The 24,842-nt window shown below is 38.5% G+C and carries 25 protein-coding genes; 8 read left to right on the top strand and 17 right to left on the bottom strand.

Features of this window, described 5'->3' with window-relative positions:
* The first annotated feature begins 609 nt into the window (after positions 1-609).
* Together BM375_RS04240 and BM375_RS04230 are read left to right on the top strand one after the other, a co-directional pair.
* Positions 610-1,803, top strand: coding sequence for an ATP-binding protein (locus BM375_RS04240; RefSeq protein ID WP_093363913.1), 1,194 nt, complete (start codon positions 610-612; stop codon positions 1,801-1,803).
* A 777-nt stretch (positions 1,804-2,580) separates the two neighbouring features.
* Positions 2,581-3,303 (top strand): AAA family ATPase, encoded by a 723-nt coding sequence (locus BM375_RS04230; RefSeq protein ID WP_093363911.1) that lies wholly within the window; start codon positions 2,581-2,583, stop codon positions 3,301-3,303.
* Between the two features lie 12 nt (positions 3,304-3,315).
* Here the strand turns inward: BM375_RS04230 and BM375_RS04225 are convergent, their stop codons facing one another.
* From BM375_RS04225 to BM375_RS04210, 4 genes are all read right to left on the bottom strand, one after another.
* Positions 3,316-3,891, bottom strand: coding sequence for a hypothetical protein (locus tag BM375_RS04225; protein WP_093363910.1), 576 nt, complete (start codon positions 3,889-3,891; stop codon positions 3,316-3,318).
* Positions 3,891-4,700 carry a metallophosphoesterase family protein gene (locus BM375_RS04220; protein WP_139227492.1) on the bottom strand — a complete coding sequence of 270 codons (810 nt, stop codon included), beginning with the start codon at positions 4,698-4,700 and terminating at the stop codon, positions 3,891-3,893. The genes BM375_RS04225 and BM375_RS04220 overlap by 1 nt, the downstream gene beginning before the upstream one ends.
* A 93-nt stretch (positions 4,701-4,793) precedes the next feature.
* Entirely contained in the window at positions 4,794-5,084 is a 291-nt protein-coding gene (locus tag BM375_RS04215) for a helix-turn-helix domain-containing protein (protein ID WP_262987253.1), read from the bottom strand.
* An 84-nt stretch (positions 5,085-5,168) separates the two neighbouring features.
* Entirely contained in the window at positions 5,169-5,663 is a 495-nt protein-coding gene (locus BM375_RS04210) for a hypothetical protein (protein ID WP_139227491.1), read from the bottom strand.
* Positions 5,664-5,975: 312 nt separating this feature from the next.
* Between BM375_RS04210 and BM375_RS04205 the strand changes: the two genes are divergently transcribed.
* The gene (locus BM375_RS04205) at positions 5,976-7,316 is read left to right on the top strand and encodes an amidohydrolase (protein ID WP_093363906.1); all 1,341 of its coding nucleotides are present in this window, start codon (positions 5,976-5,978) and stop codon (positions 7,314-7,316) included.
* A 28-nt stretch (positions 7,317-7,344) separates the two neighbouring features.
* Here the strand turns inward: BM375_RS04205 and BM375_RS04200 are convergent, their stop codons facing one another.
* The 5 genes from BM375_RS04200 to gapS4a all read right to left on the bottom strand — a co-directional run bounded on the left by BM375_RS04200 (position 7,345) and on the right by gapS4a (position 12,108).
* A complete protein-coding gene (locus tag BM375_RS04200) occupies positions 7,345-8,457 on the bottom strand; it encodes an MBL fold metallo-hydrolase (RefSeq protein WP_244525809.1) in 1,113 nt (370 codons plus the stop codon).
* Between the two features lie 67 nt (positions 8,458-8,524).
* The gene (locus BM375_RS04195) at positions 8,525-8,980 is read right to left on the bottom strand and encodes a hypothetical protein (protein WP_093363905.1); all 456 of its coding nucleotides are present in this window, start codon (positions 8,978-8,980) and stop codon (positions 8,525-8,527) included.
* Entirely contained in the window at positions 8,977-9,156 is a 180-nt protein-coding gene (locus tag BM375_RS04190) for a hypothetical protein (RefSeq protein WP_093363904.1), read from the bottom strand. Before BM375_RS04190 ends, BM375_RS04195 begins: the two co-directional genes overlap by 4 nt.
* 905 nt (positions 9,157-10,061) lie before the next feature.
* Entirely contained in the window at positions 10,062-11,168 is a 1,107-nt protein-coding gene (gapS4b, locus tag BM375_RS04185; protein ID WP_037532904.1) for a GapS4b family protein, read from the bottom strand.
* Between the two features lie 4 nt (positions 11,169-11,172).
* Complete coding sequence (gene gapS4a, locus BM375_RS04180; protein WP_028069427.1) at positions 11,173-12,108, bottom strand: GapS4a family protein; 936 nt, start codon at positions 12,106-12,108, stop codon at positions 11,173-11,175.
* A gap of 268 nt (positions 12,109-12,376) precedes the next feature.
* Between gapS4a and BM375_RS04175 the strand changes: the two genes are divergently transcribed.
* The 4 genes from BM375_RS04175 (at position 12,377) to BM375_RS04160 (ending at position 17,517) form a co-directional block, all read left to right on the top strand.
* Positions 12,377-13,225 carry an RteC domain-containing protein gene (locus tag BM375_RS04175; RefSeq protein ID WP_093363903.1) on the top strand — a complete coding sequence of 283 codons (849 nt, stop codon included), beginning with the start codon at positions 12,377-12,379 and terminating at the stop codon, positions 13,223-13,225.
* Between the two features lie 264 nt (positions 13,226-13,489).
* Positions 13,490-13,798 carry a helix-turn-helix domain-containing protein gene (locus tag BM375_RS04170; RefSeq protein ID WP_090603262.1) on the top strand — a complete coding sequence of 103 codons (309 nt, stop codon included), beginning with the start codon at positions 13,490-13,492 and terminating at the stop codon, positions 13,796-13,798.
* Between the two features lie 87 nt (positions 13,799-13,885).
* Positions 13,886-15,328 (top strand): DUF3945 domain-containing protein, encoded by a 1,443-nt coding sequence (locus BM375_RS04165; protein WP_093363902.1) that lies wholly within the window; start codon positions 13,886-13,888, stop codon positions 15,326-15,328.
* Between the two features lie 104 nt (positions 15,329-15,432).
* Positions 15,433-17,517 carry a type IA DNA topoisomerase gene (locus BM375_RS04160; RefSeq protein WP_093363901.1) on the top strand — a complete coding sequence of 695 codons (2,085 nt, stop codon included), beginning with the start codon at positions 15,433-15,435 and terminating at the stop codon, positions 17,515-17,517.
* A gap of 162 nt (positions 17,518-17,679) precedes the next feature.
* Here the strand turns inward: BM375_RS04160 and BM375_RS04155 are convergent, their stop codons facing one another.
* The 8 genes from BM375_RS04155 to mobC form a co-directional block, all read right to left on the bottom strand.
* Entirely contained in the window at positions 17,680-18,507 is an 828-nt protein-coding gene (locus BM375_RS04155) for an RteC domain-containing protein (protein WP_093363900.1), read from the bottom strand.
* Positions 18,508-18,583: 76 nt separating this feature from the next.
* The gene (locus tag BM375_RS04150) at positions 18,584-18,820 is read right to left on the bottom strand and encodes a hypothetical protein (protein ID WP_139227490.1); all 237 of its coding nucleotides are present in this window, start codon (positions 18,818-18,820) and stop codon (positions 18,584-18,586) included.
* A gap of 12 nt (positions 18,821-18,832) precedes the next feature.
* Entirely contained in the window at positions 18,833-19,234 is a 402-nt protein-coding gene (locus tag BM375_RS04145) for a PaaI family thioesterase (RefSeq protein ID WP_093363898.1), read from the bottom strand.
* Between the two features lie 9 nt (positions 19,235-19,243).
* On the bottom strand, positions 19,244-19,924 hold the full coding sequence (locus tag BM375_RS04140) for an alkylmercury lyase family protein (protein ID WP_093363897.1): 681 nt from the start codon (positions 19,922-19,924) through the stop codon (positions 19,244-19,246).
* Positions 19,925-19,968: 44 nt separating this feature from the next.
* Complete coding sequence (locus BM375_RS04135; RefSeq protein WP_093363896.1) at positions 19,969-20,292, bottom strand: cupin domain-containing protein; 324 nt, start codon at positions 20,290-20,292, stop codon at positions 19,969-19,971.
* Between the two features lie 9 nt (positions 20,293-20,301).
* Positions 20,302-20,712, bottom strand: coding sequence for a DUF2000 domain-containing protein (locus BM375_RS04130; protein ID WP_093363895.1), 411 nt, complete (start codon positions 20,710-20,712; stop codon positions 20,302-20,304).
* A 3-nt stretch (positions 20,713-20,715) separates the two neighbouring features.
* On the bottom strand, positions 20,716-21,627 hold the full coding sequence (locus BM375_RS04125) for a bifunctional helix-turn-helix transcriptional regulator/GNAT family N-acetyltransferase (protein WP_244525808.1): 912 nt from the start codon (positions 21,625-21,627) through the stop codon (positions 20,716-20,718).
* Between the two features lie 151 nt (positions 21,628-21,778).
* Positions 21,779-23,776: a conjugal transfer protein MobC gene (gene mobC / locus BM375_RS04120; RefSeq protein ID WP_093363893.1), complete on the bottom strand. Its 1,998-nt coding sequence runs from the start codon at positions 23,774-23,776 to the stop codon at positions 21,779-21,781.
* 249 nt (positions 23,777-24,025) lie between these two features.
* Here mobC and BM375_RS04115 point away from each other — a divergent pair, with 249 nt between their 5' ends.
* Positions 24,026-24,832, top strand: coding sequence for an aminoglycoside 6-adenylyltransferase (locus tag BM375_RS04115; protein ID WP_434059696.1), 807 nt, complete (start codon positions 24,026-24,028; stop codon positions 24,830-24,832).
* Positions 24,833-24,842 lie beyond the last annotated feature (10 nt).

Genomic DNA, 24,842 nt, shown 5'->3' with positions numbered 1-24,842 from the left:
AAATTTCAATGAGTTACAAGGAAAGATGAAAAGGAGTGCAAAATACTGAAATATAATCAGTTATATTATGGGTGGTTAGGCTGTAACCAGTAACGATTTAGTAACCTAACCCTGTCTTTTCAAGCCCAAAAACCAAAGTACAGAGACTTCCAATTTTAGACCCACGTGTTATAAACTACTGTGTTTTAGCGGACTTCACCGTTTTGCTTATTTTTGCTTTTTGTCGTTATTTTTTATTAATAAACAGTAACAAATACGTAACAGAAGAAAATTTCGCGGTTCCAAAAATTGTCCATATATTGCTTCTGCAAGTCGGAAACGATGATTTTGCACCGTGTAAAAAGGTACAGGCCGAAAGTCTCATAATCTTTTGGTCCCTGGTTCGAGCCCAGGTGGGCGCACAGGTAAAATCCCTTAATCTTAAATAGGTTAAGGGATTTTTTTATCCTTTTAGGTTTATAAAAATTTGATTGATTTTTGGTCTATTTAGGGAGCTTTGTGCTCATTTCTGTACTCATTTTGAGTTTGTTGAAATACTATTTTTATAAAGCTATTTTGTTGTTTTAAAACCGCAAAATAGAGTTATATTTGTAGAATACAAACAACAAAATGCAGGCTATATTAAACTTTCAAGATACATTATTACAAAGTATCAATAACGATTTCCGGAGATATCTGCATGATGAAATTAATTGGGATCAACGGATGATAGGTATAAAAGGTCCGCGAGGAGCCGGAAAAACGACTCTATTGTTACAGCATTTGAAATATGACTTAGGCCCCCATTCTGGTAAAGGGTTATATGTTACAGCAGATCATACTTGGTTTTATAATAAAAGTTTATTAGATACCGCAATGGAATGGCATCAACAAGGAGGGGAAGTATTTTTGATTGATGAGGTGCATAAATATCCAAATTGGTCGAGGGAACTCAAGAATATTTATGACGGGTTACCACAGATGAAGGTAATTTTTTCTGCGTCATCCGCACTAGATATCTATCGTGGTCAGGCAGACCTCAGCAGACGGGTGATTAGTTATTCACTGCCCGGCCTATCCCTGCGGGAATATTTGGCTTTTACAGGAGTCGCTACTTTCCCTCCTATTTCGCTGATGGAAATCCGTGATCGTCATCGTGAAATCAGTCAAGAGATAGTCTCTGTTATTCGACCGTTACCTTTTTTTACTAAATATTTGAAAAGTTGTTATTTGCCTATTTTTACAGAGGGCGAAAATGAATATCTACCTAAATTAGAACAGATTATCAATGCGGTGGTAGATACGGATCTTGCCTATATTGCTTCATATAATGCAGGTACGGCTGTTAAGGTAAAGAAATTACTGGGGGTTGTTGCAGAGTCTGCTCCTTTTAAACCGAATATTTCTGCACTGTCGAATAAGTTAGATATACCTCGTGATCGTGTACTAGAGTATATCTATCAGCTACGAGATGCTAGATTATTGAATGTATTGTCTGTTGTCGGAAAAGGCGTTTCAAGACTCCAAAAGCCTGATAAAATTTTCTTAGAAAACACCAACCTTTCTTATGCAATCCATCCAATACCCGATAAAGGTAACCTAAGGGAAACGTTCCTTTTAGGTCAATTACTAAATGCAGGTTTTGACGTGTTTGAACCACATAGTGGAGGTTTTTTAATCGACGGCATCACAATTGAAGTAGGAGGAAAAACCAAATCGACAAAACAGGTTCGAGACGAAGTCTCTTATCTTATAGCAGCTGATGATATTGAACTAGGGTTTGGTACCAAAATTCCTTTATGGCTATTCGGCTTTATGTATTGATTACATTTACTTCATTGAAGTATTAAAAAAATAGGGGAAGACCCTACCTTCTCCTTATGGGAAAAAGCCTTTTTTGTTGTTAAAAATGTTTTCTCAATTGTGCGTTTGGCTTGACAATCGTTCTGTAATGACAATAGGCAAAAATTGTAAATATGTGCCATATTTCCACGATTATGTAAACAGTAGTTGGCACGATTTTACAATTTCAAAAGTCATATATTTCGTAATTTTAGAAGCAAAAACAGGGTTTAAACTATCATTAACATAGTTTTTGTTCTTGAACAACACGCCAAAAACGAAAAAGTGAACTCTAGAGTTTCTGATAGAAAAGCTACCGTTTACGACGTACACGCTACCTTTCCTATTAAAAACGGTAGCGTTTATTTCTTAAACACTACCGTTTAGAGTCTATACGCTACCTTTCTCACAAAAAAAGGTAGAGTTTCTTTCTAGGGCACTGCCGTTTAAGGTCTATACGCTAGCTTTCCCATAAAAAAAGGTAGCGTTTATTTCTCAGACACTACCGTTTATGATTTACACGCTGACGTTTCCATCCTAAACGGTAGCGTATATTTCTTGAACGCTACCGATTGAGTTATACAGGGTGGTGTCTTTAATAGGAAAGCTGGTGTTCCTTGCGCATACTTTGTCGTTTTTTGTAGAGAGATTTTAGGTACAATCGGCACACCGTTACAAAATTTTGGCTTTTGGAAAATACTTATTACCTTACCGCCATTCCCCATAGAAAGCTGGGACTTTTGTTTACAAGGGACATTTATGAATATATTTGATTTCATTATACACGACAGGGAGAAGGTCGAATTGGATGATATTTTGTTGGACGAAGATAATCGACAACAGGTACAGCAATTAATTAAGGAGCATACCTATGTTGGTGAGTTGCTACAATACGGTCTACCTGTGAATCACAAAGTGCTCCTTCACGGTAGTTCGGGCTGTGGCAAGACGATGACAGCTAAAGCAATTGCGCAGGCCTTGGGAAAGAATATTCTCATCCTTAACCTAAGCAATATTGTGTCTGCCCGTATCGGTGAAACTTCACAAAATATCAAACAAGTGTTTGATAAAGCTGCACGGGAAAAAGCTGTTCTATTCTTGGATGAATTTGATCAGATTGGCAAGGCTCGAGGTAATGATGACAAAGATGTTGGGGAGATGCGCCGTTTGGTGAATACGCTTATCCAGTTAATAGATTATTTCCCTAATGATGCATTGCTCATCTGTGCAACCAATCATCCTGAGATTATCGATACAGCATTGTTAAGACGCTTTCAGCTACGCATACGCTTTGCAATGCCTTCTAAAGAACTTTTGGACAGTTATTACGATACATTGTTAACACGTTTTCCCGAAGAGCTCCGAGAAGTGACAAGGGTATATAATATTTCCTTTGCTGAAGCAAAAGACCATACGCATACACAGGTGAAGGCGGCTCTTTTACGCAGATTAGAGACAGCAAGACAATACGCCAACAATTAAGGTCTTTAGCAACTATTTTAGGTGGTAGACTACTCCCAATCCTATATTCCACATTTCGTGCCATGTGATTGCTTTAGCACTTTTAATATAGTTTATTGTGCGCTTGTCTGTAGTTCCTAGCTCGTAATAAATACCCCACTTTTTATACTTCAATTCACTTCCTAAGGTTAGGCCCACATTAAGAGCGGTCGTAAAATAGTAATACCCACTATCATAATAACCGGGTAACTTCTTGAAATATTTGCTGCCGAAAGATGAATTGTACCAAATCCCGACATTTAACCACTCTACTTTGGTGTCAGCACCGTATTCTCTATGAAAACCACTGTATTGCCCTTTTAAAGTCAAGGAATGTATTGGATCGTCCGCATAACGAGCAGGCACAAACCCGTACATAATCCCACCTTTCCAATGTTTATTTGGGGTAACATATCGCACGCCTGTCGAGAACATGCCAATATTTCCCGCAAACTGGAGGACAACGTTATTAGGAAGTAACCTATCGATTATTCTTTGTGTAGAGTCCGGTTCATTAGCCAAGACATTGAGATGTAGGCTTATCAAAATAAGAATAGCGAAGCAGCGCATTAGAAGTATTTTTGTTGTACAAGTATCTCGTTACCAAAGACGGTGACCTTAACATATTCTTTTTTTAGCAATGTAGGAACGACGAGGTAAGGCACACCATCGTTAAAAAACTCACCATATTCAAAAGAATGTGTATGTCCATGTATTGATAAGCGTGTGCTTTTATTTACTGCCAAAAGGTCTACAAAGTCATCCCTTAATGCCGGATCAAAGTCATCCGACATCGGCGGTACGTGGGAAATAAAGAATAGATTGTCTTCTCTAGCATTAAGGATTTCAGTGTTGAGCCAACTTAAATCAGGCAATGTTCCATTAAAACCAACTTCTCTCCCATTGTTGTTAAAGAGAATGAATCTGTTGGCTCCATAGGTAAATGTAAAATTCTCCGGACCAAAGAATTTTCTATAGATTTCTTGTCCGTTCCCAAGCATATCATGGTTGCCTATGCAGCCAACGACTGGGAAGTTAAGTTTCTCTGTCAACTCGTGGTAAAGATTGTATTCAAAGTTTGCTCCATAATCCGTAAAGTCTCCCGCATGTAGGATAAACGCAACGCTATCCTTTGCATAAGTCTTGTTGACATGTCTTACAAAAGACTCAAGGGGTTTATAGGCCACTTGTGAATCCGACATAATCAGAAAACTAAAGGTATCTTTCGGGGATAATTGATTGATCTCCGCTATGGATTTCTGATTGATTTCCCGATCCAAAGGTCTTACTTCAAGTACTGAATACTGAAAATTTCGTTTACAAGCTGAAAAGAAAAAAGCAGTGAAGAAAAGTAATAGTACGTATATTCTATAATACACAGTCGCAATTTTTAAACAAATTCAAAATTTCTACAAAATTAAACCATTATTAATTGAACATAGTAATCAAAAAGTCAAAATAAGAATCTGTCTTTAAATTTTGATTTCACGGTATCGTTTAGGTGACATGGCAACATGGTTTTTGAAAAACTTCCCGAAAGAGGTGGCATCTGGAAAGCCAAGATGGTAGGCAATATCTTTAATAGTTTTGTTGGTTGATTGGAGTAAACTCTTGGCTTCTAAGATCAAGAATTCATTAATCCAATCATTGGCTGATTTGCTAGTCAAATGTTTGATTTTTGTCGCTAAGTATTTCGGGGTCAAACATAATAGATCAGCATAATAGGCTAATTGATGTTCTTTTCTGTAGTGTGTATAGACCAAGTCAAAGAATGCAGCTTGAAATTCAGCGTTCTTACTTATACTTGCTGTGGATGCTATTCTTGTAGCAAAAACCGTATAGAACTCTTAAATACCAGCCAAAACAGTATGTCTTATAATTTCTTGTTTATAGGTAGAGTAGTAAATCTGGGTATAAGATAATATCAGCGTGATGTAAGATACGATGACATCTTGGGAATACTGTGGTTTTTGAAACTCGTCATACGCCTTCTTGAATAAATCCCATAATAAAACCTCGTCATCTTTAGTCAAATACAATGCTTCGTGGTTGTTGTAATGCACAAAGTTATATTCCTTCGCAACCCGATGTATCAGTTTTGCATCGACCATAATAACATATCCTGAATCTGGTTCGTTCACATCCCAAGCCATCGTGTTCTGTGGACAGTCGACATATAAAAAAGAATTGGCCTGATCCTCAAATTTTTGATCGATAATCTGATCCTTTTCCAAAGGAGGCTTTATAGCCATCATATATAAATCAATATTGATTTTTTGGGATTTACGCAGAAAATCCTTTTCGTTTGCGAAATTGACTATATGCAAATTATCATTTTTCAAAGTTGAAAATTGTGCATAATTCACAAATTCTTGTATGTTAAATATTTTCTTAACCGTTTCTCTTAAAAGTAATATACAAAATTGCGTATTTAAGAAAGTGTATTCGGATACTTTTTCATTGGAAAATGGATACTTTTTACGGATTCAATCAAAAAAATGTCGCATCAGACTATTCGCCATATCACAGAAGTGCGGGGATGTATATTTATAAACATAAAAACAAGATGCGTTTGCCCTGAATAACATAGCCCGACATTACTTTATATATAGATAATTAGGTAACTTTACTTTGAAAGACACTTTTTTATATTTATGAGCAAACAAGTATTATCCCGTAAGAATTTTATAAGACAATCGGGATTAGGACTTATGGGATTAGCCTTCGTACCAAAGACAGTGAATGCACAAACTACCGATGAAACAAAAGATGGCATGGCGGAATATCCCTCAAAAAATTATACGTTGAAGAATGTCCGTTTAGAGACTGGTTTTGAGTACATGGATGACGAGGTTACCCGCACGAAAACGGAGTTATACTGTATTACTATTGCCGAGGGAAAGATAAAAAAAATATCAACCAATAGACCAGATGATTCTGAAGCCATTGATGCAAAAGGATATTTAATGCTACCGGCATTTAAAGATATGCATATCCATTTGGACAAGACCTTTTATGGTGGCGCTTGGCAAGCTACCCAAAGGAGAACAGGAGGTGTCAAAGGGATGATTGCATTGGAAAAGGAAATACTTCCTAGAATGTTAAAGACATCGACTGAACGTGCTGAAAAACTTATTGTGCTACTTCAATCAAAAGGAACTTCGTTTGCCAGAAGTCATGTAAATATCGAACCTACGTCAAAGTTACAGTCACTCAAAAATCTACAGAAGGCGCTTGAAAATAGAAAAGACAGCTTCGGTGCTGAGATTGTAGCCTTCCCGCAGCATGGTGTATTTTACACAGATTCAGCTCCCTATTTAAAGGAAGCTGCGCAAATGGATATCGACTTTATTGGTGGGGTCGACCCTTACACGATCGATGGTGCCATTGAGAAAACCATAGATTTTACGGTTCAATTAGCACTGGATAACCAAAAAGGAATAGACTTACATCTACATGAAACCGGCGAATCAGGGCTAAAGACTGTGCAATATCTTATACAAAAGGTCAACGAAAACCCTTTTCTCAAGGGTAAAACTTATATAAGTCATGCTTTTGTTCTGGGAAAATTAGATAAAAACGTACAAGAAGATACTATCGAACAGTTGGGGGCTGCTGAAATAGGGATTGTTTCTACTATACCATTTGGAAATTTGATTATGCCAATACCTATGATATATAAGCATAACGTTGAAGTATTGACCGGTAATGACAGTATAATCGATCATTGGAATACCTTTGGAAGCGGAAGCGTTCTCCAAAAAGCTAATCTCATGGCACAGCTTTATGGTTATACGACTGAATTTTCACTCTCCAGATGCTTAAAATTAGCTACAGGCGATATACTTCCATTGGACAATATGGGTGAACAGCAATGGCCTAAATCCGGTGATGCAGCCAATATTGTGTTAGTTGATGCAAGTTGCTCAGCTGAAGCAGTATCTCGAATTTCCGAAGTGAAATCACTTATACACGAAGGAAATATAGTCTATTAATACAGCTTATTGTGGAATTCCATCAAATTTAATCAAGACCTTCCCACCAGGCACTGGTTTCAGGAACACTATCCAGAGAGACGACTTGCCCTATCTGTGGAGTGATTATATCCACGTGCTTTGCATGTGCCGCTGTGGTAACACGAATAAGCGGATCGTCCCAGGAATGGTTCGCCAATGGAAATTTGGATGAGTGGACAGGAATAAGATACGCAGCTTGTAACTCTTGTGCGACCTGGACAACCTCTTCCGGCATCATGTGGATATAATGCCACATTTTGTCGTACTGCCCATTTTCTAAAATTACAAAATCAAATGGACCATATTGCGTTCCAATTTCCTTGAAATGTTTGCCGTAACCACTATCCCCACCTACAAAGATTTTTTTGCTTCCATTCAATACAAACGAAGACCAAAGGCTCGTGTTCCTTTTGAATGCACGGCCGGAAAAATGTCTTGCTGTCGTTGAAGTTATTGAAAAACCGGCTACTTCAGCTGTTTCTCCCCAATATAACTCCGTAATCTGATTGGCAGGATATCCCCATTTTTCCAAATGAGCCCCTACTCCTATCCCAGTAACAATATGTTTGATTTTACCTTTCAGCTGCATAAAGGTGTTGTAATCCAAGTGATCCCAATGATCGTGCGAAATGAAAAGTATATCTACCTCAGGTATGTCTGCAGCGGTATAATCATACGTGCTATTGAATGCCCGTACACTAATGCGTACTGGGGTAGCATACTTACTAAAAACAGGATCAACCAGAATTCGTTTTCCATCCAACTGCATGAAATAAGATGAGTGCCCGAACCACACATATACATTACTGTCCAATGGAAGAGCGTGTAGATTGCTCTTCACTACAGGAATAAGATCTTTAGGGACATTACGTTCTCTTTTTTTGAAGAAGCTCAACATAATATCACTATATGTCGTTCCCTCGGCCAATGCAGGTGTAGGTTCCAGGTTATCAAAAGATCCATTCTTGAAATTAGGTTTCCCCTCCATAAGCGTAAGACGCTCCCCTGATGCATTTGTACCAAAGCGTGGATGAAACATATATAAAAATCCTCCAACGACTATAAGTACCACGAGGATAAGTAAAATCTGCATACTTCTAATTAAAAATTTTTTCATCATAAAAACAGTTTCAAAATTAGTAGAATGCATATAATCTAAAAGTCATAAACCATATTACAGATATAAATTATCTTGCTTCATCCAAAATCAACTTTTTGCCTTTGGGAGTCTTTATCACCGAGTAAGGTGCAACCACAACAGGTGTATTCGGATATTTGGAAATACCTTTATGAAAAACTGTCGTTTTGAGTATATCGGCAGGGTATTTACGTGTTTTATGAAATCCAAGAATTGACCATGTTTTTATAAAAATATAATTTTCGTCAGCTTTTTTTATCTGTAAAATATATCTACCGTTCATCCAAAGCATACAGACTAACATTGCATTTCCTGCAACGAGCATATATACTGTCCAAGCCACTGCCGAAAATTCGGAACTGTATTCCAAAGCAAATTCTTCCCAATCCGAGAATATCATATAAAACACAAAGATGGACAATGCCACCGTGATAATGCTGATGAAATAAAGGGTCGGCTGTCGTTTGCTCTCGTATATCCGATGGTTTTTATCGTCTTTTTTCATTTTTTCAATCTATCAATATCACCCGGGAAAACTTTTTGCGGAACGGTTTCCCCACGGGCAACGGTATGTAGTCGGTCTTTGAACGTAAACCAAACCATAATACCGACAAGCGGAACGATAATAAGGCTGAAAAATGACGTAGCCTGGCTATCGCCAATACCAAAATGCAATACCAAAATGCAATACCACAAGAATACTCAATGCTGCGATTGCTGCTACGATGACTAGGAATGTTGATCTTGGTGTCATTCCGTACTGTAGGAGCATCATAGGGTTGTCCGAGCGGACTTTCTCTACCAGCTTTATAGCAAGTTTCTAAGTTTTTAGGATGGCCATCAGCCGAGCTTGCTTGCGTTCAAGCCATACGTCTGCCTTGATAGACAGAGGGCAAGATTGCAGGAAGGCATGACGGCTTTCTATATATCAGTCTGACAACTTCTTTTTATTTATTCGGTAATGAGAGGAGGTGCTGTTTTGTTTCTCTATCACTACCATTTATTCGTTCAAAGGTCGGAGTATGCTATGTTTCGTTTCATGGGTCAAAAAGGTCAGTGTTTCGCTGAAGCAAGGTTTTGACTGAAAAATACGATCCGCCAAAAGCGGATGGAATTTTTTTAGCAAACCGAAGGCTTGACCTTGTAAAGCGTAAAAACACTGATTTACCTTTGCCCGTGAAAATGAAACGAATAGCATGCCTACTTTTTAATAAAATGGTGTAATAAATTGAAAATCAATTATATCTCAAGAATATGGGCAAAATTGGGTTCGATGTTCCCTAAATTTCGATCATTTTACGAGACACAACATCGAACCCCGAAAATAATTTCAGAGTCAACGTATATCTGTCAGAATAACAGTAAGTTACAAGAAAAAAAAAGGGACAAACCTGTTGTTTTCAGATTTGTCCCTGGAGGTGAACCCGTTGGTACAGAACTCGAACTCCTTTCTGGAAGATTTAAGACGATTAAACCAACTTAAAGACAGTCCGTACCAATCTGATATATTCGTGGAAAAGATTAATAAAACTAAAGAATCCATATCTACCATTAAAGGGAGAAAATTTAAAAGGTAATATCCTCAGCTATATTATTTTGAATTTTTCATAGCTTTCAACTTTTTTAATTTCAAATAATTCCAGTAGTTTTTTTCTTATAGCATTGTCAGTTTTTTGATTTTTGTCCTGTTTACTTAGAACTAAGTCGATTGAAATTTGAAAATCTGAATTTTCGTCTTTAGATTTCACATAATCAGGAAAGCCAAGATTAATTATTGCAAAGCCTTCAATACCACTATAATTCAGTTTATATCTAAATTTTACTGCGCCAAATATTAATTTGGGAAAGTATTCGACCTTATTAAGTAATATGTGGTTCTGTAGCCCTTTTCCATTCAGTTTTAAATTGTCTATTTCATCTAAAAATATCTTTACATCGTTATGGCTTTCAACATTCTCATCTAAATAAACATCAATGTCAGTTATAGATTTGAATTCGAGATAAATATTGAAGTCACTTGCAAAGGAATAGAAAAATTTAATTCTTGAAGAATTATCAAAATGATTAAATTTAACGGTAATAATATCATCATTTGAACTGACTATTGATTTTTGAAAGAGCTTTTCTTTCACCACATTCATAATCAAATTATTGACTTCAAAAGTCTCTTTTGATGTTGAGTTTTGTTGCACTGAAATCTGAATGTCCTGTTCAGAAACTTTCTTCAGTGTTATCGCTCCGTTGTGATAGGTTTTATTATTTGTCCAATCACTAAGTAGGTTCTCTCGTTCTATCTGATATTCAAATATTGCAGTGTTTTCGTCTTCGAAATAGAAAGTTGGATTACCAATGATTTTATAATTTGGTTTGTATGTATGTTTGTCAACAATTAGAGTATGCAAGTCAATTGCAGTATCAAAAATATCTGTAAAATCAAAGTCTGAATTGCATTTGATTGAAGAAGTCCTATATTTTATACTTTCTTCTTTCGTTTTTTGCGTGTCGTATAAAACAGAATAATCCCTCGGACTTATAACACTTTTCATTAACAATGGAACAGAGTTATTCTTCTCGTTATGACCAAGAAACACTCCTTTTTCTCTCATAAGAAAGTTTATGTTTGCGTTTGTGACATTAGATTTAACAAGTAGCTGTCTTATATAATCTCCTTGAGGTAAAATATCTTTATTCATATCATTAATTTCTAAAATCAGACGGGAACTTCTTTATTTCTAAATTTTCACCGAGCTTATACATCGGAAATTTTACAAGCTTTTCTTTCACAATATTTTCATTTGTCAAATAATCATACGTCTTATAGCTCAAGATTATTTTATCAACTGCATTTAAATGGTCAAATGATTTTGCAAAATTTAAAAGTTGTACAAATTGTTCTTCTTCGAAGTCATCATTTATGAATATACTTAATGTAATTCTGTTGTTCTTTGCTGTCCTTAGTGCAATTATGTCGGAGTATAAATAGTTTAAAGGAAAGATTTTTCCATAAGAGTTTTCTTGAATGGAAGTGAAGTTTAGACCACTATTGTGGTAGACAAAATCAACATTATCGTTCCCAAATATTTCTTTTGTTCTAAAGATACTCTCATATAAGAAATTGACTTTGCTATTGTCCAATAGTATTATTTTATCAAAAACTAAGTCCGTATCAATTTGAATGTTATCAACCTTTGAGACTAAATCAAAATTCAAATCACTTGTATTTGACAACCAAACTAAAATGCCGAAAATTTCTGTTTTGTTAACACCTGTAAAATTCTGATTTATATTGTTTTTTAATTTAGAGTTGTAAAAACACTCTAAAGTCTGAGCTAAATCTTTTATGTGGGATTTGAATAGGGTTGACGGATATTTGGGGTATTCACCTCCTACATACTTAGATGAAATAATGCCGATGTCAAGACTATAGTCTTCTAATGGACTTTTATAGCTAATCAGCCCGTCTATTCCGTGAGACGATTTGTTTGATTCTGCATATTTGTCTTTATGTTTAAAGCCCTTAATACAGTCGATTGAAGGGTTTTCTATTAAAGAGTTGAAGTTCAAGATATTTTCAAAAATAAATTTGACTATATATTCGCCCTTTTCTCCAATGGATTTCGACCATTCTCCCATATTTAATTTGTTGGTTTTAAAAGTTACATACGGTTTGATAACGTTTTTACAGATTAAAAGAAATCAGTAAAGACGGCTGAAACAAAAAATATTGACAATATAGATAAAAATATCATAAAAATGATGTTGTCAAAGCGTAAACAAGGAATAAGATGCTCATTTAATCTTTAATTATCTTCCCCTACTTCGTCCTGTCTCATGAAAAAAGCTCGGTACTAATCGTAAAATTTGGAGAGGCATATTGGCTTCATTTTAAACCTTTAGTATTATGAGACACTTATTACACAAAATCGTCTCCGACATACAGAAACAGGAACGTAAATTGTCGGCGGAGGCTTCGAGTTTTATGGACGAGGCATACAGGATGACGGTCTATCTGAAAGAGGTTCTCGCAGACATCAAAGAAGATATTATAAACGAGGGCTTCACAACATTAGAAGACGAAATCCTTTTCTTTAAGCAGATAAAACCCTCCGTTCTTGGTAAGCTCATCTATTATAACAAAGTGTTTAGAATTGAAACTGCCTGCCCAGCAAGCAATGGAAATATGTATGAGAGCTATTTTGCCATGCACCTGCGTGAATTGAAACTGGAATATACCGAGCATGTCTGCAATTCCGATTTTTACCGCTATTACCGTTCGGGCAGAACCGACCGAGATGAACAATACTTTACTCTTGGCAAAATCAACTGCTATGACGGGCTGAACAGCTTTGTATTTGAAATCGACCCCAAATTTTCGACCTACTTTGATTACAAAGTGGCGAAAATCATAGCCAACGAATTAATCTATAACTATCTGACGACAAAGCTAAGCCCCGAACAAAATCCCGATGTACTGCTACAACACGAGGAAACAAAAGACTTCTTTTGGACACAGACAAAAAATGCCCTTATCGAATTGATTTATGCTCTTTACGCCTGCGATGCCATTTCACATGGGAAAATAGGCATCCGCAAAATCAGCATGGTTTTCCAAATCCTGTTCCGTGTATCACTGAACGACATACATAACAGCTTCCACCGGATGAAGACCCGTGCAGGCTCACGCACATTGTTTTTAGACCAACTCAAATACAGTTTAGAGGAATATATGGACAGGGAAGACAACCTATAATTTTTGTCTTCTCTTTCCATCAAAAAGGACAGCATCAATCGGTGCTGTCTTTTTTTTGCCCGTTTGCCTATATGTGTCTATCGGCAAATCAATTGATTTGGATGCCGACCGATTGACCAAAAGTGCGAAAAGCCTCCAAAAACAGCACTTTACACGAATTGTAAAAAAATGAAAAAAGTGCCTTTTTGATAGACACGTATCGGAAGACAGCCTGCGCCAATCGCTCCAATTTTGTGGTGTTAGAAATCATTAAAAAGTATTGCTATGAACATCGACAGAATGGAATTTATCGCATGGATGGAACGTATAATGGAGCGTTTCGATATTTTGAAAGAGTACGTCCTAAACATCAAGAAAGAACGGCACAGCATAGACGGCGAGGAATTACTGGACAACCAAGACCTGCTTCTCATGCTGAAAATCAGCCACCGTTCTCTGCAACGATACCGCTCCACGGGCAAGCTACCATATTACACCATTAGCGGAAAGCTGTACTACAAACTATCGGATGTACACCAGTTCATTAGGGAAAGTTTTAAAGCCCCCTTACGGCGTACAAAAGAAAACCGATGACAAACCCTACCACGAAAAGACGGGTACGGCTATGCCGTACCTGCTTCGCCTACTTTCGGACAATGTAAACTTTAAAAAATCAATATCATGAGCGAACAGACAAATGAAAATCCACAGCAATATCCCGAACAGCTTTCGGATGTGCTGTTGGTGATGGACAAGGAAAAAAAGAAAATCCAAGCCGTTACGGGCGTTGACGAAAACGGTAATCTGAAAACCGTTGATGCCACCAAGAAAAACCAAAGCCAATTTATGCGGGTTGACAGAGCCGGAGATTTGTTTACAAATTTCTTCTCCAACTTTTGGCGACAGCTTAAAGACCCAACCCATTTCTCATTTTTCAAAGTACCTGCAAAGGAAGCGGTCGAAACCGCCAAAGAAATGCAGAAACAGGTCAATGCCCCCACCAAAGAGGGCGAGGCTGTCATGGCAAAGCATGAGGTCAAAGAGCCAAAGGAGCAACAACAGGAAACCAAAAAGGATGTGGAAACACCACAGGCGACACCGGAAACACAGCAAGCACCGGAAAAAAGCGAATACCGCTATAAGGCGGAAGATGTGGACTGGAATTATTTAGCGCAATTTGGGATAAACAAAGAGAGGCTTGAAAAAGACGGGCAATTGGATTTGCTGTTAAAGGGCTATAAGACCAATAAAGTATATCCCACAAGTGTCAATTTCGGTGCGGTTATCATGCGCTCGGATGCAAGGCTCGGTTTCCAAGACGGTGAAGACGGAAAACCTGTACTTATGATGTATGGTGTACGCCATGAACCCAACCTTAAAGCCCCTTTCTTTGGTCACGAGTTTACCAAAGAGGACAGGGAAAACCTGCTCAAAACCGGAAACATGGGGCGTGTGGTGGAATTGACCAACCGCAAGACAGGCGAAAAGATACCGTCCATTATCAGTATTGACCACCTAACGAATGAGGTTATTGCATTCCGGCAGGACAGGATAAAAGTACCCGATGAGATTAAGGGCGTAAAGTTGACCGAAGACCAAAAACGGGATTTAAAAGATGGGAAAGCCATTTATTTAGAGGGGTTGGATTTTAAGAACAGTACGAACAAAAATGCCCATGTGCAGTTCAACGCCGACAAAAAATATACGGAGTTTCTTTTTGGCGATAAAGCCCCCAAACAGGCACAGGAAAACGACCCGAAAATGTTCCGAAATAAGGTGTTCTCCGATGAACAGTACAAGCAACTCACCGAGGGCAAGACCCTTTATATTTCGGATTTCAAAGACGGACAGGGAAATGCCTACAAAGGCTACGTTACGCTGAACAAGGAAACAGGGGGTTATGATTTCAGTTTTAAAAAACCCAATGCGCTGAAAAATAAGGTACAGCCTGCCGAAGCGCACAAAACACAGGTTGCCGTAAACTCCAACGGGAAAACCAACGAGGCAACCAAGCATATCAACGAGCCTCTAAAACCGGAGCAACAAACGCCGAAAAATACAAGGCAACAGCAACGACAGAACGCTCCCATCGCTCCGGCAAAATCCAGAGGGGTAAGAAGATAACACCATCAAAAAACATTTTTCTTTGGAAATCCCCTTTCACAGAATACGAAGGGGTTTCTCAAAGAGAAATGTTCACCACATAATCCATTAAAAGAAATAGTATCATGAAAGCAATCATTGCAGAAAAGCCAAGTGTGGCGAGGGAAATAGCTACCCTGTTGGGAGCAACGGAAAAACGGGATGGCTACCTAACAGGGAACGGCTATGAAGTTACGTGGGCATTGGGGCATTTGGTCGGACTGGCGATGCCCGAAGATTACGGGGTATCGGGCTTCCAAAGGGAAGCCCTGCCCATATTGCCCGACCCTTTTATACTTACGGTACGGAAGATAAAAAAGGACAAAAGTTATGTTCCCGATAACGGGGCATTAAAACAGTTAAAGATTATCGAACAGGTCATCGGTAGATGCGATAGTATCATCGTGGCCACCGATGCCGGACGTGAGGGCGAAATCATCTTTAGGTACATCTATGAATATCTAAAATGCCGTAAGCCCTTTGAACGTCTATGGATAAGCTCACTCACGGAAAAGGCGATTAAACAGGGCTTTGACAACTTAAAAGCCGGAAGCGAATTTGACGGGCTATACCGTGCCGGACAAGGGCGGAGCAAAGCCGACTGGCTTGTGGGCATCAATGCCTCGCAGGCATTGAGTATTTCGGCAGGGCGTGGCGTTTACTCGCTTGGTAGAGTACAAACGCCAACGCTTGCCCTCATCTGCAAGCGGTATTTGGAAAACAAAGACTTTGCCGTCAAGAAATACTTTCAAATCCAGTTGGAACACCGCAAGGAATTTACAGACTTTAAGAGCCTTTCAAAGACCAAATGGGATGACAGGAAACTCGCTGACGATACGCTGAAATCTATTCAGCGTAACGGAACAGCAACCGTTACGGCAGTGGAAACCAAAACAGCTACGGAGCAACCGCCTTTGCTGTTCGACCTTACGGAATTACAGAAAGAAGCCAATAAAAGAGCATCCTATACTGCCGAGGAAACATTGAACATTGCCCAAAGCCTATATGAAAAGAAATTTATCACCTACCCCCGTACAGGGAGCAAGTACATCCCCGAAGATATGTGGTCGGAAATCCCTGCACTGGTAAGGAATTTGGAAGCACGGGCTTCCTGCAAAAAAGCGGTCGGAAAAGTGAAATGGGGGCGTTTCAACAAACGCATCGTGAATGATGTAAAGGTCACAGACCACCACGGTCTGCTGATTACCGAAAAAATCCCGTCCGAATTAACGGCACACGAAAACGTTATCTATGATATGATTGCGTACCGCCTGTTGGAAGCCCTTTCACTTGCCTGTACCAAAGAAATAACGGACATCGGATTGCAGGCTTTTCACTATGATTTTACATTGAAAGGCTGTAAAATCCTCGAAGCCGGCTGGCGTGGCATCAAAGAAAAATTTACTGATGAGGACAGCGAACCTGTGCAGGAACTGCCGGAATTAAAGGTCGGCGATGAGCTGAAAATCAAAGAGGCATCCGTACTGGAAAAGAAGACCAAACCGCCTGTGCTTTACACCGAGGCAGGTCTGTTGTCCGCAATGGAAAATGCCGGAAAGGAAATTGATAACGAGGACGAACGGAAAGCCCTAAAAGACATCGGTATCGGTACACCTGCTACAAGAGCATCCATTATAGAAACGCTTTTTAAGAGGGATTACATTAGGCGTGAAAAGAAATCCCTTATCCCTACCGATAAGGGATTGCAGGTTTACGGGGCAGTAAAAGGCAAAAAGATTGCCGATGTAGCCATGACCGCCGAATGGGAAATGGCATTGCAGAAAATCGAAAGCAACGAGGCGGATGCAGGTACTTTTCACCGTGAAATGGAAGCCTATGCCACTTCCATTACACGGGAACTTTTGGACACGGGCATTGCCAATGAAAAACAACTGGAACTGACCTGCCCCAAATGTAAGAGCCGTCAGCTATTGATTTGGAACAAGGTTGTAAAATGCCCCGATGAGGCTTGTGGTTGGCTTCAATTCCGTATCGTGTGCGGAGTGCCGTTGAGCGTTGCCGATATAGAGAGCCTTGTGACCAAAGGAAAGACCAACCTTATCAAAGGCATGAAAAGCAATTCGGGCAATAAATTCAATGCCTATATCGTCATGAATGATAAAGCCGAAACCTCCTTTGAGTTTGAAAACAGGAAACCAAAAAGGAAATAAATGTTTTGTTTTTTGGACGGCATACAGCGTGAGGGATAGAAGCGACATCCTTTTGCGGTCCTCGCAGATCCGCAAAAGATATAGCGGATAGCCCGACCCGTCTGCATTTTTTCGTTAGCCTGGGCATGGGGGTTAAAATGCAGACGGTGGCACGCCCAAACCCTACTTTTCGTCCTGCTCGTCCATTCTCCGTATAAGTTCCTCCCGAAGCGCATCAAGGAATTTAGTACGGTTCATCTTCCGGTTTCTCAACTCCAAATAGGTCTGATAGAAATTGCCCAAGTCAATACCAAAGGCACTTTCAAAATATTGGGCGACTTCCCTTATGTCGTTGTTCCCGTTGTCAAATACATTTTGATAGTGCAGGGCATAAATCAGTTCTATCAAGGCTACTTTGCTATCTGTCCATTTCAGCTTCTTTTGGGCTTTCGATTTGTCTTTTTGGAATTTGTTATATAACAGGTCTTCGATGTAAACCTGTATCAAATCGTTTGCTATTATCTTGGCGACCTTGTAATCATGTGAGGTGGAAAAGGACTGGTCAGACTGAAAATAATAAGTGTCCAACCATAGCTTTATATCGTGGTTGCCCCTTAAAAACATTTTCTCGTCAAGGAACGAGTTATTGCTACGGTAATACTTGTAAAAATCGAGGTTGTTGTCAAAGAACCTTTTTAGCTTTTTCAGTTCTTTGTTAAGGTATTTCCTTATGGGCTTTGCACCATAAGGTTTCTTTGTCTCGATTTTATAAATGGCATTGTAGTAAATGAGTTTCGCAACAATGGCAGGTTTCTGATATTTGAAAAAACGGATTTCTTCATTCACATTTTTAAACCCTTTTTTTAAGACATATCCTTTTACATCGGAAAGGCATTCTACAATTAGGTGTATTACAGCCTCCATCCGTTGTATGGAGCAATCGGTTTCAATTTCGTAATCTTTGATTGCAATTTCCAGTTTGTGCAGAGTTTCATTATAAAATTTATCCATTTTTATTACCTTGAAATCTTGATACGCTGGTTTTTGAAAAAATGTCTAAATCTTGGTGCTTAGGCATTACTCATTTTTAATACTTCAATTCATTTGCTTTTTTTTTCTCATTCACTGCTTTGTATATCCTGTACGAATGCAGTAGCACACCAATAGCACAACCGATGAAAACAGGTGGTGCATCAAGCATTGCACCATACACAACATAAACAGCATTTGCCACTAATCCCAATACTCTTAAATAGAGTATATTTTTCATTGACATGGAAATAAGATTGAGTGATAGGGCTGTATAACCAATGACCTGTACCATAATAAGGTTTTGTTATTGTTGGACGGCTATCATTGTAGCTGTCATTTTCGCTATTAACTTTTCTTCGTTGCTGTCGTAGACATAGCCCTCGCAAATGGTTAATGTTCTGCCTGCCTGCAATACTTTACCAATGGCAATTAGTTTGTCTGTATTTGCAGGTTTCATAAAATTAACTTTAAACTCTACGGTTAACACGTTCGCATTTTCGGGCATTGTCGTTAAGGCGGAATAACCGCAAGCACTATCAACAATAGTTGTAATTACCCCTGCGTGGAAAAAGCCGTTATGCTGTGTTAATGCTTCAGAAAATTCGCAAGTGATTTTCACTTGTCCTTTTTCAACCTCTGCTAATTGTGCATTGAGGGTTTTCATTATCCCCTGTTTTTCAAAACTCTGTTTTATTCTATCGTACATAATCCGCTATTAAAATCTTTCGTTTGAACTGCCCAAATCCCAAATTTTATTTTCCAATTCAAACTCTCTAAATATCTGTTTGGCTTCTTCAATCGTCCATTTTGTCCACTCTGGGTTTAAATGATTGCCGTACCATTTTTTTGAAAAATTCCAAATCTTTTCGATGGGTTGAATATCCCCTTTGGGAATATTATGTTTTTTAGTCCATTCATCAACTTGTTGCTCATTTTCAAAAATCAGCATATTGCTACAAGTGTAAATCACATTATCCCATGCGTTTTTCATTGGTATGGGGAAATGTATATAATAGTTTTTCTCTTGAATTTCTCCGTTGATAATATTGATTTCGATTTGCTTGGTTTCCGCTCCGACCGTTGTAGTTATTTTTACATCATCTTTTAGTAAGGCTACTACTCCTAACGAACACCAAGCACAATTACCCCACCATTCGCCTTTACTTGATTTTACATAAAAATTGGTTGGTGCTAATGAAAAAGGATGGATTACCCAAACTTTTGGCTCGTTTGGATGCAGTACGACACCGTGATATTCTTGTAAGTCGTACAATCCTTTAATTATTTCTTCTTTGTCCGCTTTTAAGGTTTCAGCCAAGTCGTCTACGCTCGGTGCGAACCCGTTATCAATTATTCCACGAATGATGGAATAATGTAGATTTGAATTTGTTATCATTATAATATACTTTGTTTTAAGATTATAAAAGCTCACTTATCGGACTACAAATAATCCTGTCGTATGGGGCTGAATACATCAACCACTTCACCTGCTTCAATGATTTCTATGGAATGCGATACATCGGCAGGAATGGAATAGGTGTCGCCCTCTGATAATAAGTATTCACTTCCTCCAAACTTTAACCTGTATTGACCGGAAATAATATATCCGCTTTGTTCATTTGGGTGATTATGAAAGGGAACATTATCGGTTGTTTTATACAACATTTTTGTAACCATTGTATCTTTTCCAATGGAAAGCACTACGAAATCAACACCTAAGAACTGTCTTGATACTGCGTTTTCTTTTTTTACGATGTTTTTCATTCTAAATGTTTATTCGTGAAACCTTAATCCGTCCAGTGCCTTATCCACTTTCTTATTTTCGCCATAAACGATAATACCCACCAAGTCCAAATCGTCTGTTGTGTGTTTTGCGATTTCCAAAATGTTTTCTTCGCCCGAACGTGTATCAAAGAGTGGTTTTGTGTAGATGCCGATTGCAAGCTCTCGGTCTTTGGAACGCTGGAACGCACGTTGTATTTTTTCCTGTGTGTCGGCTTTGTAAACAAGGATTGGATGCTTTAAAAAAGGCAGGAATTTTACATTGTCCGCAGTAATGAAATCTTTACCGTGTGTTTCGGGAAACTGAATGGCAATGCCACTTGCCAAGAATGAAACTACATTTAGTTTTTGCCACGGCAATAAATCGCCTTTGATAACTATTGCTACTTTTTTATCGTACATTTTTTAATCTTTTAAGTTTAATTCCATTTGAATATTGCAACGCTTGTAAGGTGTGGGGTGTCCTGCTATTTTTTGAAATCCCAATTTGTAATACAGATTGATTGCAGGTTTTAGAATGGTGTTGCTTTCCAAGTATATTTTTGAAGCTCCTAATTCTTTGGCTGAATTGATAACCGCTTGCCCAAGCAACCAACCTATATTTTTACCTTGTGCTTTGGGGGATACCGCCATTTTAGCCATTTCAAAATCATAGTCGGGGTCGTCCATTTTGATTAAGGCACAAACGCCCAATGGTTCGCCGTTGTAAAGAGCGACAAAAATTTTTCCGCCCCTGCTCAAAATGTATTCTTCGGGATTATCCAGGGCTTTGCGGTCGGCTTCTTCTATTTCAAAATAGGTCGAAATCCATTCTTCGTTGAGGGATTTAAAAGCCGATTGATATTTTGGCTCGTAAGCTACAATCTGTACGTCCTTGCTTTCCCGCAGTTTCTTTTGTTCCTGTACTCTTTTCAACAGTGATTTTTGTTCCAATAAAAATTCCCATTCTGCAAGAGCTTCCCAAAGGTTGTGTGTGGCTTCGCTGATAATACCGTTAATAGCATTGTCTATATCGGCACTCTGTACCTTTATTCTTTCTGATAGCTTTATCCCTTTTTCGGTCAATCCTGCAACGTTTCTACGCTTATCTTTTGATTTAAGATTGTCTTTAACCAATCCTGCTACCGCCATTTCTTTAATGATTTTTGTAACGGATGGTTGAGAATGCCCTATTTCGTTAGCTATTTCCGTAATCGTTTTTGCTCCGTCTAAAGAAAGCGTATAAAACACAGGAAACCACTTTGGTGAAAACTCAACATCATATAACTCATAGATTTTCGTTGCATCATCTGTAATTTTAGCAGTTAGTAGCCTCATTCTGCTACCCAACGCCATTTTTCCCGTTTTGTTAAAAAAGTCCATAAACACATAAATAATTACATAACCAGTTATGCAAATGTACGAAACAAATTTTATTTGGCAAATACCGCTCATGTTTTTGCCGTTTATGATATAAATTTCAACCCTTTCAATCTTGCTGTATCAAATGCTGTAAATCGGGGTCATTCTTGATGCGCTGCATTTCGCTTTCCACAATCTGCACAACGTCCGCTTTGACCTGCCTATAATTGGCTTCAATGACCTGCTTCATATTATCGTTGCCGTTTTCATCGGTAAAGGACAATATCTGCGGTATCTTCTTATAGGCTTTGGTTTCGGCAGAAACTTTTTCATTATCCACGACAATTTCAGCATGAAATATTTTCTGCTCGATACGCTCATCAAAATTATCTGAAACAGACCCCACGAACATTCCCTGTGTCAAGGTAGATATTTTGGATGCAGGTATAAGGGTGTCCAATTGGGTGGATATGGATGTGGATTTATCATTGCGGTTAATGGTGATGCTCTGACGTTTCTGCAAGACCTTACCAAAGCGTTCAGAAAGTGTTTTTGCTGTCTCTCCAACGACCTGTCCGCTAAAGATATTACCGACCAAGTTTTGTATAACTTTACTTTCTTTATCGCCGTAATCCCTCGTTAACTGCGAATAATCTTGGATGCCAAAAAGTGACGAAATCCGATTTGAACGTGCCGTACTGATAAAATCCAAACCTCTAAAATAAATTGTGGGCAACTCATCTATGATAATGGAACTTTGAAGTTGTCCTTTCTTATTGATGAGTTTTACAATCCTTGAATTGTACAATCCCAAAGCGGAGGAATAAATGTTTTGGCGGTCGGGATTATTACCCACGCACAAGATTTTCGGTTCTTGGGGGTTGTTGATGTCCAGTGAAAAATCATCACCCGTCATCACCCAATAAAGCTGTGGCGAAATCATCCGTGACAATGGAATTTTTGCCGATGCTATCTGCCCCTGCAACTGGTCTTGCGCTCCGCCCTGCCACGCATCCATGAAAGCCGAAAGATAGTTTTCAAGTTCGGGATATGAGGTAAGTATCGTAAAAACATCTGCATATTTTTTATTCAGCAATTCAATAGCATGGGGAAACGTACAATACTTTCCGTCTTCATAGATTTTCAGAAACCAAATGATGGAAGCAAGCAATATAATTGGGCTTTCCACGAAAAAATCCCCTTGCTTGGTTATCCAGCTACGATTGAGGTTAAGCATGATAGTGTATGCCGCTTCGTAGGCATCGGATATATCCGTCATAAAGACAGGGTTAAGCGGATTGCATCGGTGGCTTCGGCGTGGGTCATCGAAATTGATAACATAAAACTTGGGCTTTACCTTATACTTATCGGAGTGTTTCAGCAAATGATTGTAGGCAATGGTGGAGAGGTCGTCAAACTTGAAATCGTAGATGTACATCGCAAACCCCTTTTCGATGTGTTGCTTGATGTAGTTGTTTACGATGGCGTAGGATTTTCCAGAGCCGGGAGTACCAAGTACAATCGAGGCTCGAAATGGGTTGACGACATTAATCCAACCGTCATTCCATTTGCCTTTATAATAGAACTTCGTAGGAAGATTGACGGAGTATTCATTTTCCATCAGACGGGTTTCCTGCCCAAAACTCTCGTTTTCATTATTGAAAACATCGTCCATCAGATTGTTGCGGAGTAGTCGGCTCATCCATACCCCTGCCATGAGTAGGGCTATATATCCCAAGCCCGTTGTAAGGATATAAAGCGTTGTGGCAATCCCTGCCGAAAGCTTTAACAATGGCGTGTTCAGAAAGAACAGGACAAAGCCAATGGCTAAGGCGGTGTAAATCTTGCCCCATGTTATCTTTTCATTCTTTACGCCCTTAGTACCGAGACAGCTTAACGCCAATAATACCAGTGCAAAAATCTTGGTGTAAAGCGTGTGTTCAAAAAACCCTGCAGTACGGTTGAAATTGGTCAATATCTTACCGATAATTTCCAGTGTCCATCCCCGTTCGGCAAAGAACCCGTAACAGAACCAATAAAAGTGCATCAGTACCAACAGAATACTTACGGCACGCATAAAAGCCATGATTTTGGCTAATCCTCTCAAATCGTCTTCTCCTTGCATAACAAAAATTTTTAGTGATGCAGGAAATTTAGAGGTTATTTAAAAGCACTTATACAAAAGGGGGGCGGATGGCTTTTGGTGGCTTAGTTTGGCAGAGTATCGTAGAAGCCGAAAAGGTAAAACTCGCTATTGAATATCAAGAGCAAATTTTGTAACTTTGTTCCTAATAAAAACTAAAATATTTAATCCAATGAAGCTGTAAGTAACTGTTCTAAAAGAGAATTGACAATCCATCACTTTGTACAAGTGATGAATAAATGCATTCCAAACTTTAAATTTAGCACAATGACACAGTTACAAATGATTGATACGACCAAATCAATCGCTCAAAAGGACAAAAATGTTTCCGCAGTTTTAATGTATGGTTCGTTTACCAAAAACGAGGGCGACCAATATTCTGACATCGAATTTTATATCTTTCTGAAAAACAAAGAAAATTTTTCTGCCGAAAAGTGGGTAAATCAGATTTATCCGACAGCGTTATATTTTACGAATGAATATGGCAGTGAGGTCGCAATTTTTGAGAACCTGATTAGAGGTGAATTTCATTTTTTAACAATAAATGAGATTGACGTTATAAAATCGTGGGAGGGCTTTGTGGCGTTCAGCGATTTTGACCAAATGAACATCATTGACAAAGACGGTCTTTTGGCTGACACACTTAATCAAATAAAAACAAAATTGCCCGACAGAACTACAAATGAAAATATCTTATTTTTAAGCCAATCATTACTGAATGTATTGTTGACAACAAGTAACTTGATTAAAAGAAAGGAATACGCTCACGCTTACCAAAGTCTGTCAAACGTACAAAAGTATTTACTTTGGTTAATACGAATAGCAACAAATCAAACCCATCATTGGGAAAGTCCGACAAAAAGTTTAGAGAAAGATATTGACAAAGATTGGTATTCAGAATTTAAATTGACAACATCTGATTTGGACACTGGCAATTTAAAAGTAGCTTTCCAAAATTCATTGAACTTATCAAAAAAGCTGTTTGATGAATTAGGTGTTAAGACAGACCTAAAACGACTACTAAATAGGATTGAATAACCGAAGTTTT

Source organism: Sphingobacterium wenxiniae (assembly GCF_900116225.1).
GTDB lineage: Bacteria > Bacteroidota > Bacteroidia > Sphingobacteriales > Sphingobacteriaceae > Sphingobacterium > Sphingobacterium wenxiniae.
This window is presented reverse-complemented; position numbering and strand designations above follow the sequence as displayed.

Coding starts and splice junctions, on each gene's coding strand:
- gapS4a (WP_028069427.1), bottom strand. CDS start 12,108: ATGGGAGAATGGTCGAAATCCATTGGAGAAAAGGGCGAATATATAGTC.
- BM375_RS04125 (WP_244525808.1), bottom strand. CDS start 21,627: ATGAGGCTACTAACTGCTAAAATTACAGATGATGCAACGAAAATCTAT.
- BM375_RS04160 (WP_093363901.1), top strand. CDS start 15,433: ATGAAAGCAATCATTGCAGAAAAGCCAAGTGTGGCGAGGGAAATAGCT.
- BM375_RS04230 (WP_093363911.1), top strand. CDS start 2,581: ATGAATATATTTGATTTCATTATACACGACAGGGAGAAGGTCGAATTG.
- mobC (WP_093363893.1), bottom strand. CDS start 23,776: ATGCAAGGAGAAGACGATTTGAGAGGATTAGCCAAAATCATGGCTTTT.
- BM375_RS04225 (WP_093363910.1), bottom strand. CDS start 3,891: ATGCGCTGCTTCGCTATTCTTATTTTGATAAGCCTACATCTCAATGTC.
- gapS4b (WP_037532904.1), bottom strand. CDS start 11,168: ATGAATAAAGATATTTTACCTCAAGGAGATTATATAAGACAGCTACTT.
- BM375_RS04150 (WP_139227490.1), bottom strand. CDS start 18,820: ATGGTACAGGTCATTGGTTATACAGCCCTATCACTCAATCTTATTTCC.
- BM375_RS04145 (WP_093363898.1), bottom strand. CDS start 19,234: ATGTACGATAGAATAAAACAGAGTTTTGAAAAACAGGGGATAATGAAA.
- BM375_RS04170 (WP_090603262.1), top strand. CDS start 13,490: ATGAACATCGACAGAATGGAATTTATCGCATGGATGGAACGTATAATG.
- BM375_RS04205 (WP_093363906.1), top strand. CDS start 5,976: ATGAGCAAACAAGTATTATCCCGTAAGAATTTTATAAGACAATCGGGA.
- BM375_RS04195 (WP_093363905.1), bottom strand. CDS start 8,980: ATGAAAAAAGACGATAAAAACCATCGGATATACGAGAGCAAACGACAG.
- BM375_RS04155 (WP_093363900.1), bottom strand. CDS start 18,507: ATGGATAAATTTTATAATGAAACTCTGCACAAACTGGAAATTGCAATC.
- BM375_RS04135 (WP_093363896.1), bottom strand. CDS start 20,292: ATGAAAAACATCGTAAAAAAAGAAAACGCAGTATCAAGACAGTTCTTA.
- BM375_RS04115 (WP_434059696.1), top strand. CDS start 24,026: ATGAATAAATGCATTCCAAACTTTAAATTTAGCACAATGACACAGTTA.
- BM375_RS04200 (WP_244525809.1), bottom strand. CDS start 8,457: ATGATGAAAAAATTTTTAATTAGAAGTATGCAGATTTTACTTATCCTC.
- BM375_RS04175 (WP_093363903.1), top strand. CDS start 12,377: ATGAGACACTTATTACACAAAATCGTCTCCGACATACAGAAACAGGAA.
- BM375_RS04240 (WP_093363913.1), top strand. CDS start 610: ATGCAGGCTATATTAAACTTTCAAGATACATTATTACAAAGTATCAAT.
- BM375_RS04165 (WP_093363902.1), top strand. CDS start 13,886: ATGAGCGAACAGACAAATGAAAATCCACAGCAATATCCCGAACAGCTT.
- BM375_RS04140 (WP_093363897.1), bottom strand. CDS start 19,924: ATGATAACAAATTCAAATCTACATTATTCCATCATTCGTGGAATAATT.
- BM375_RS04130 (WP_093363895.1), bottom strand. CDS start 20,712: ATGTACGATAAAAAAGTAGCAATAGTTATCAAAGGCGATTTATTGCCG.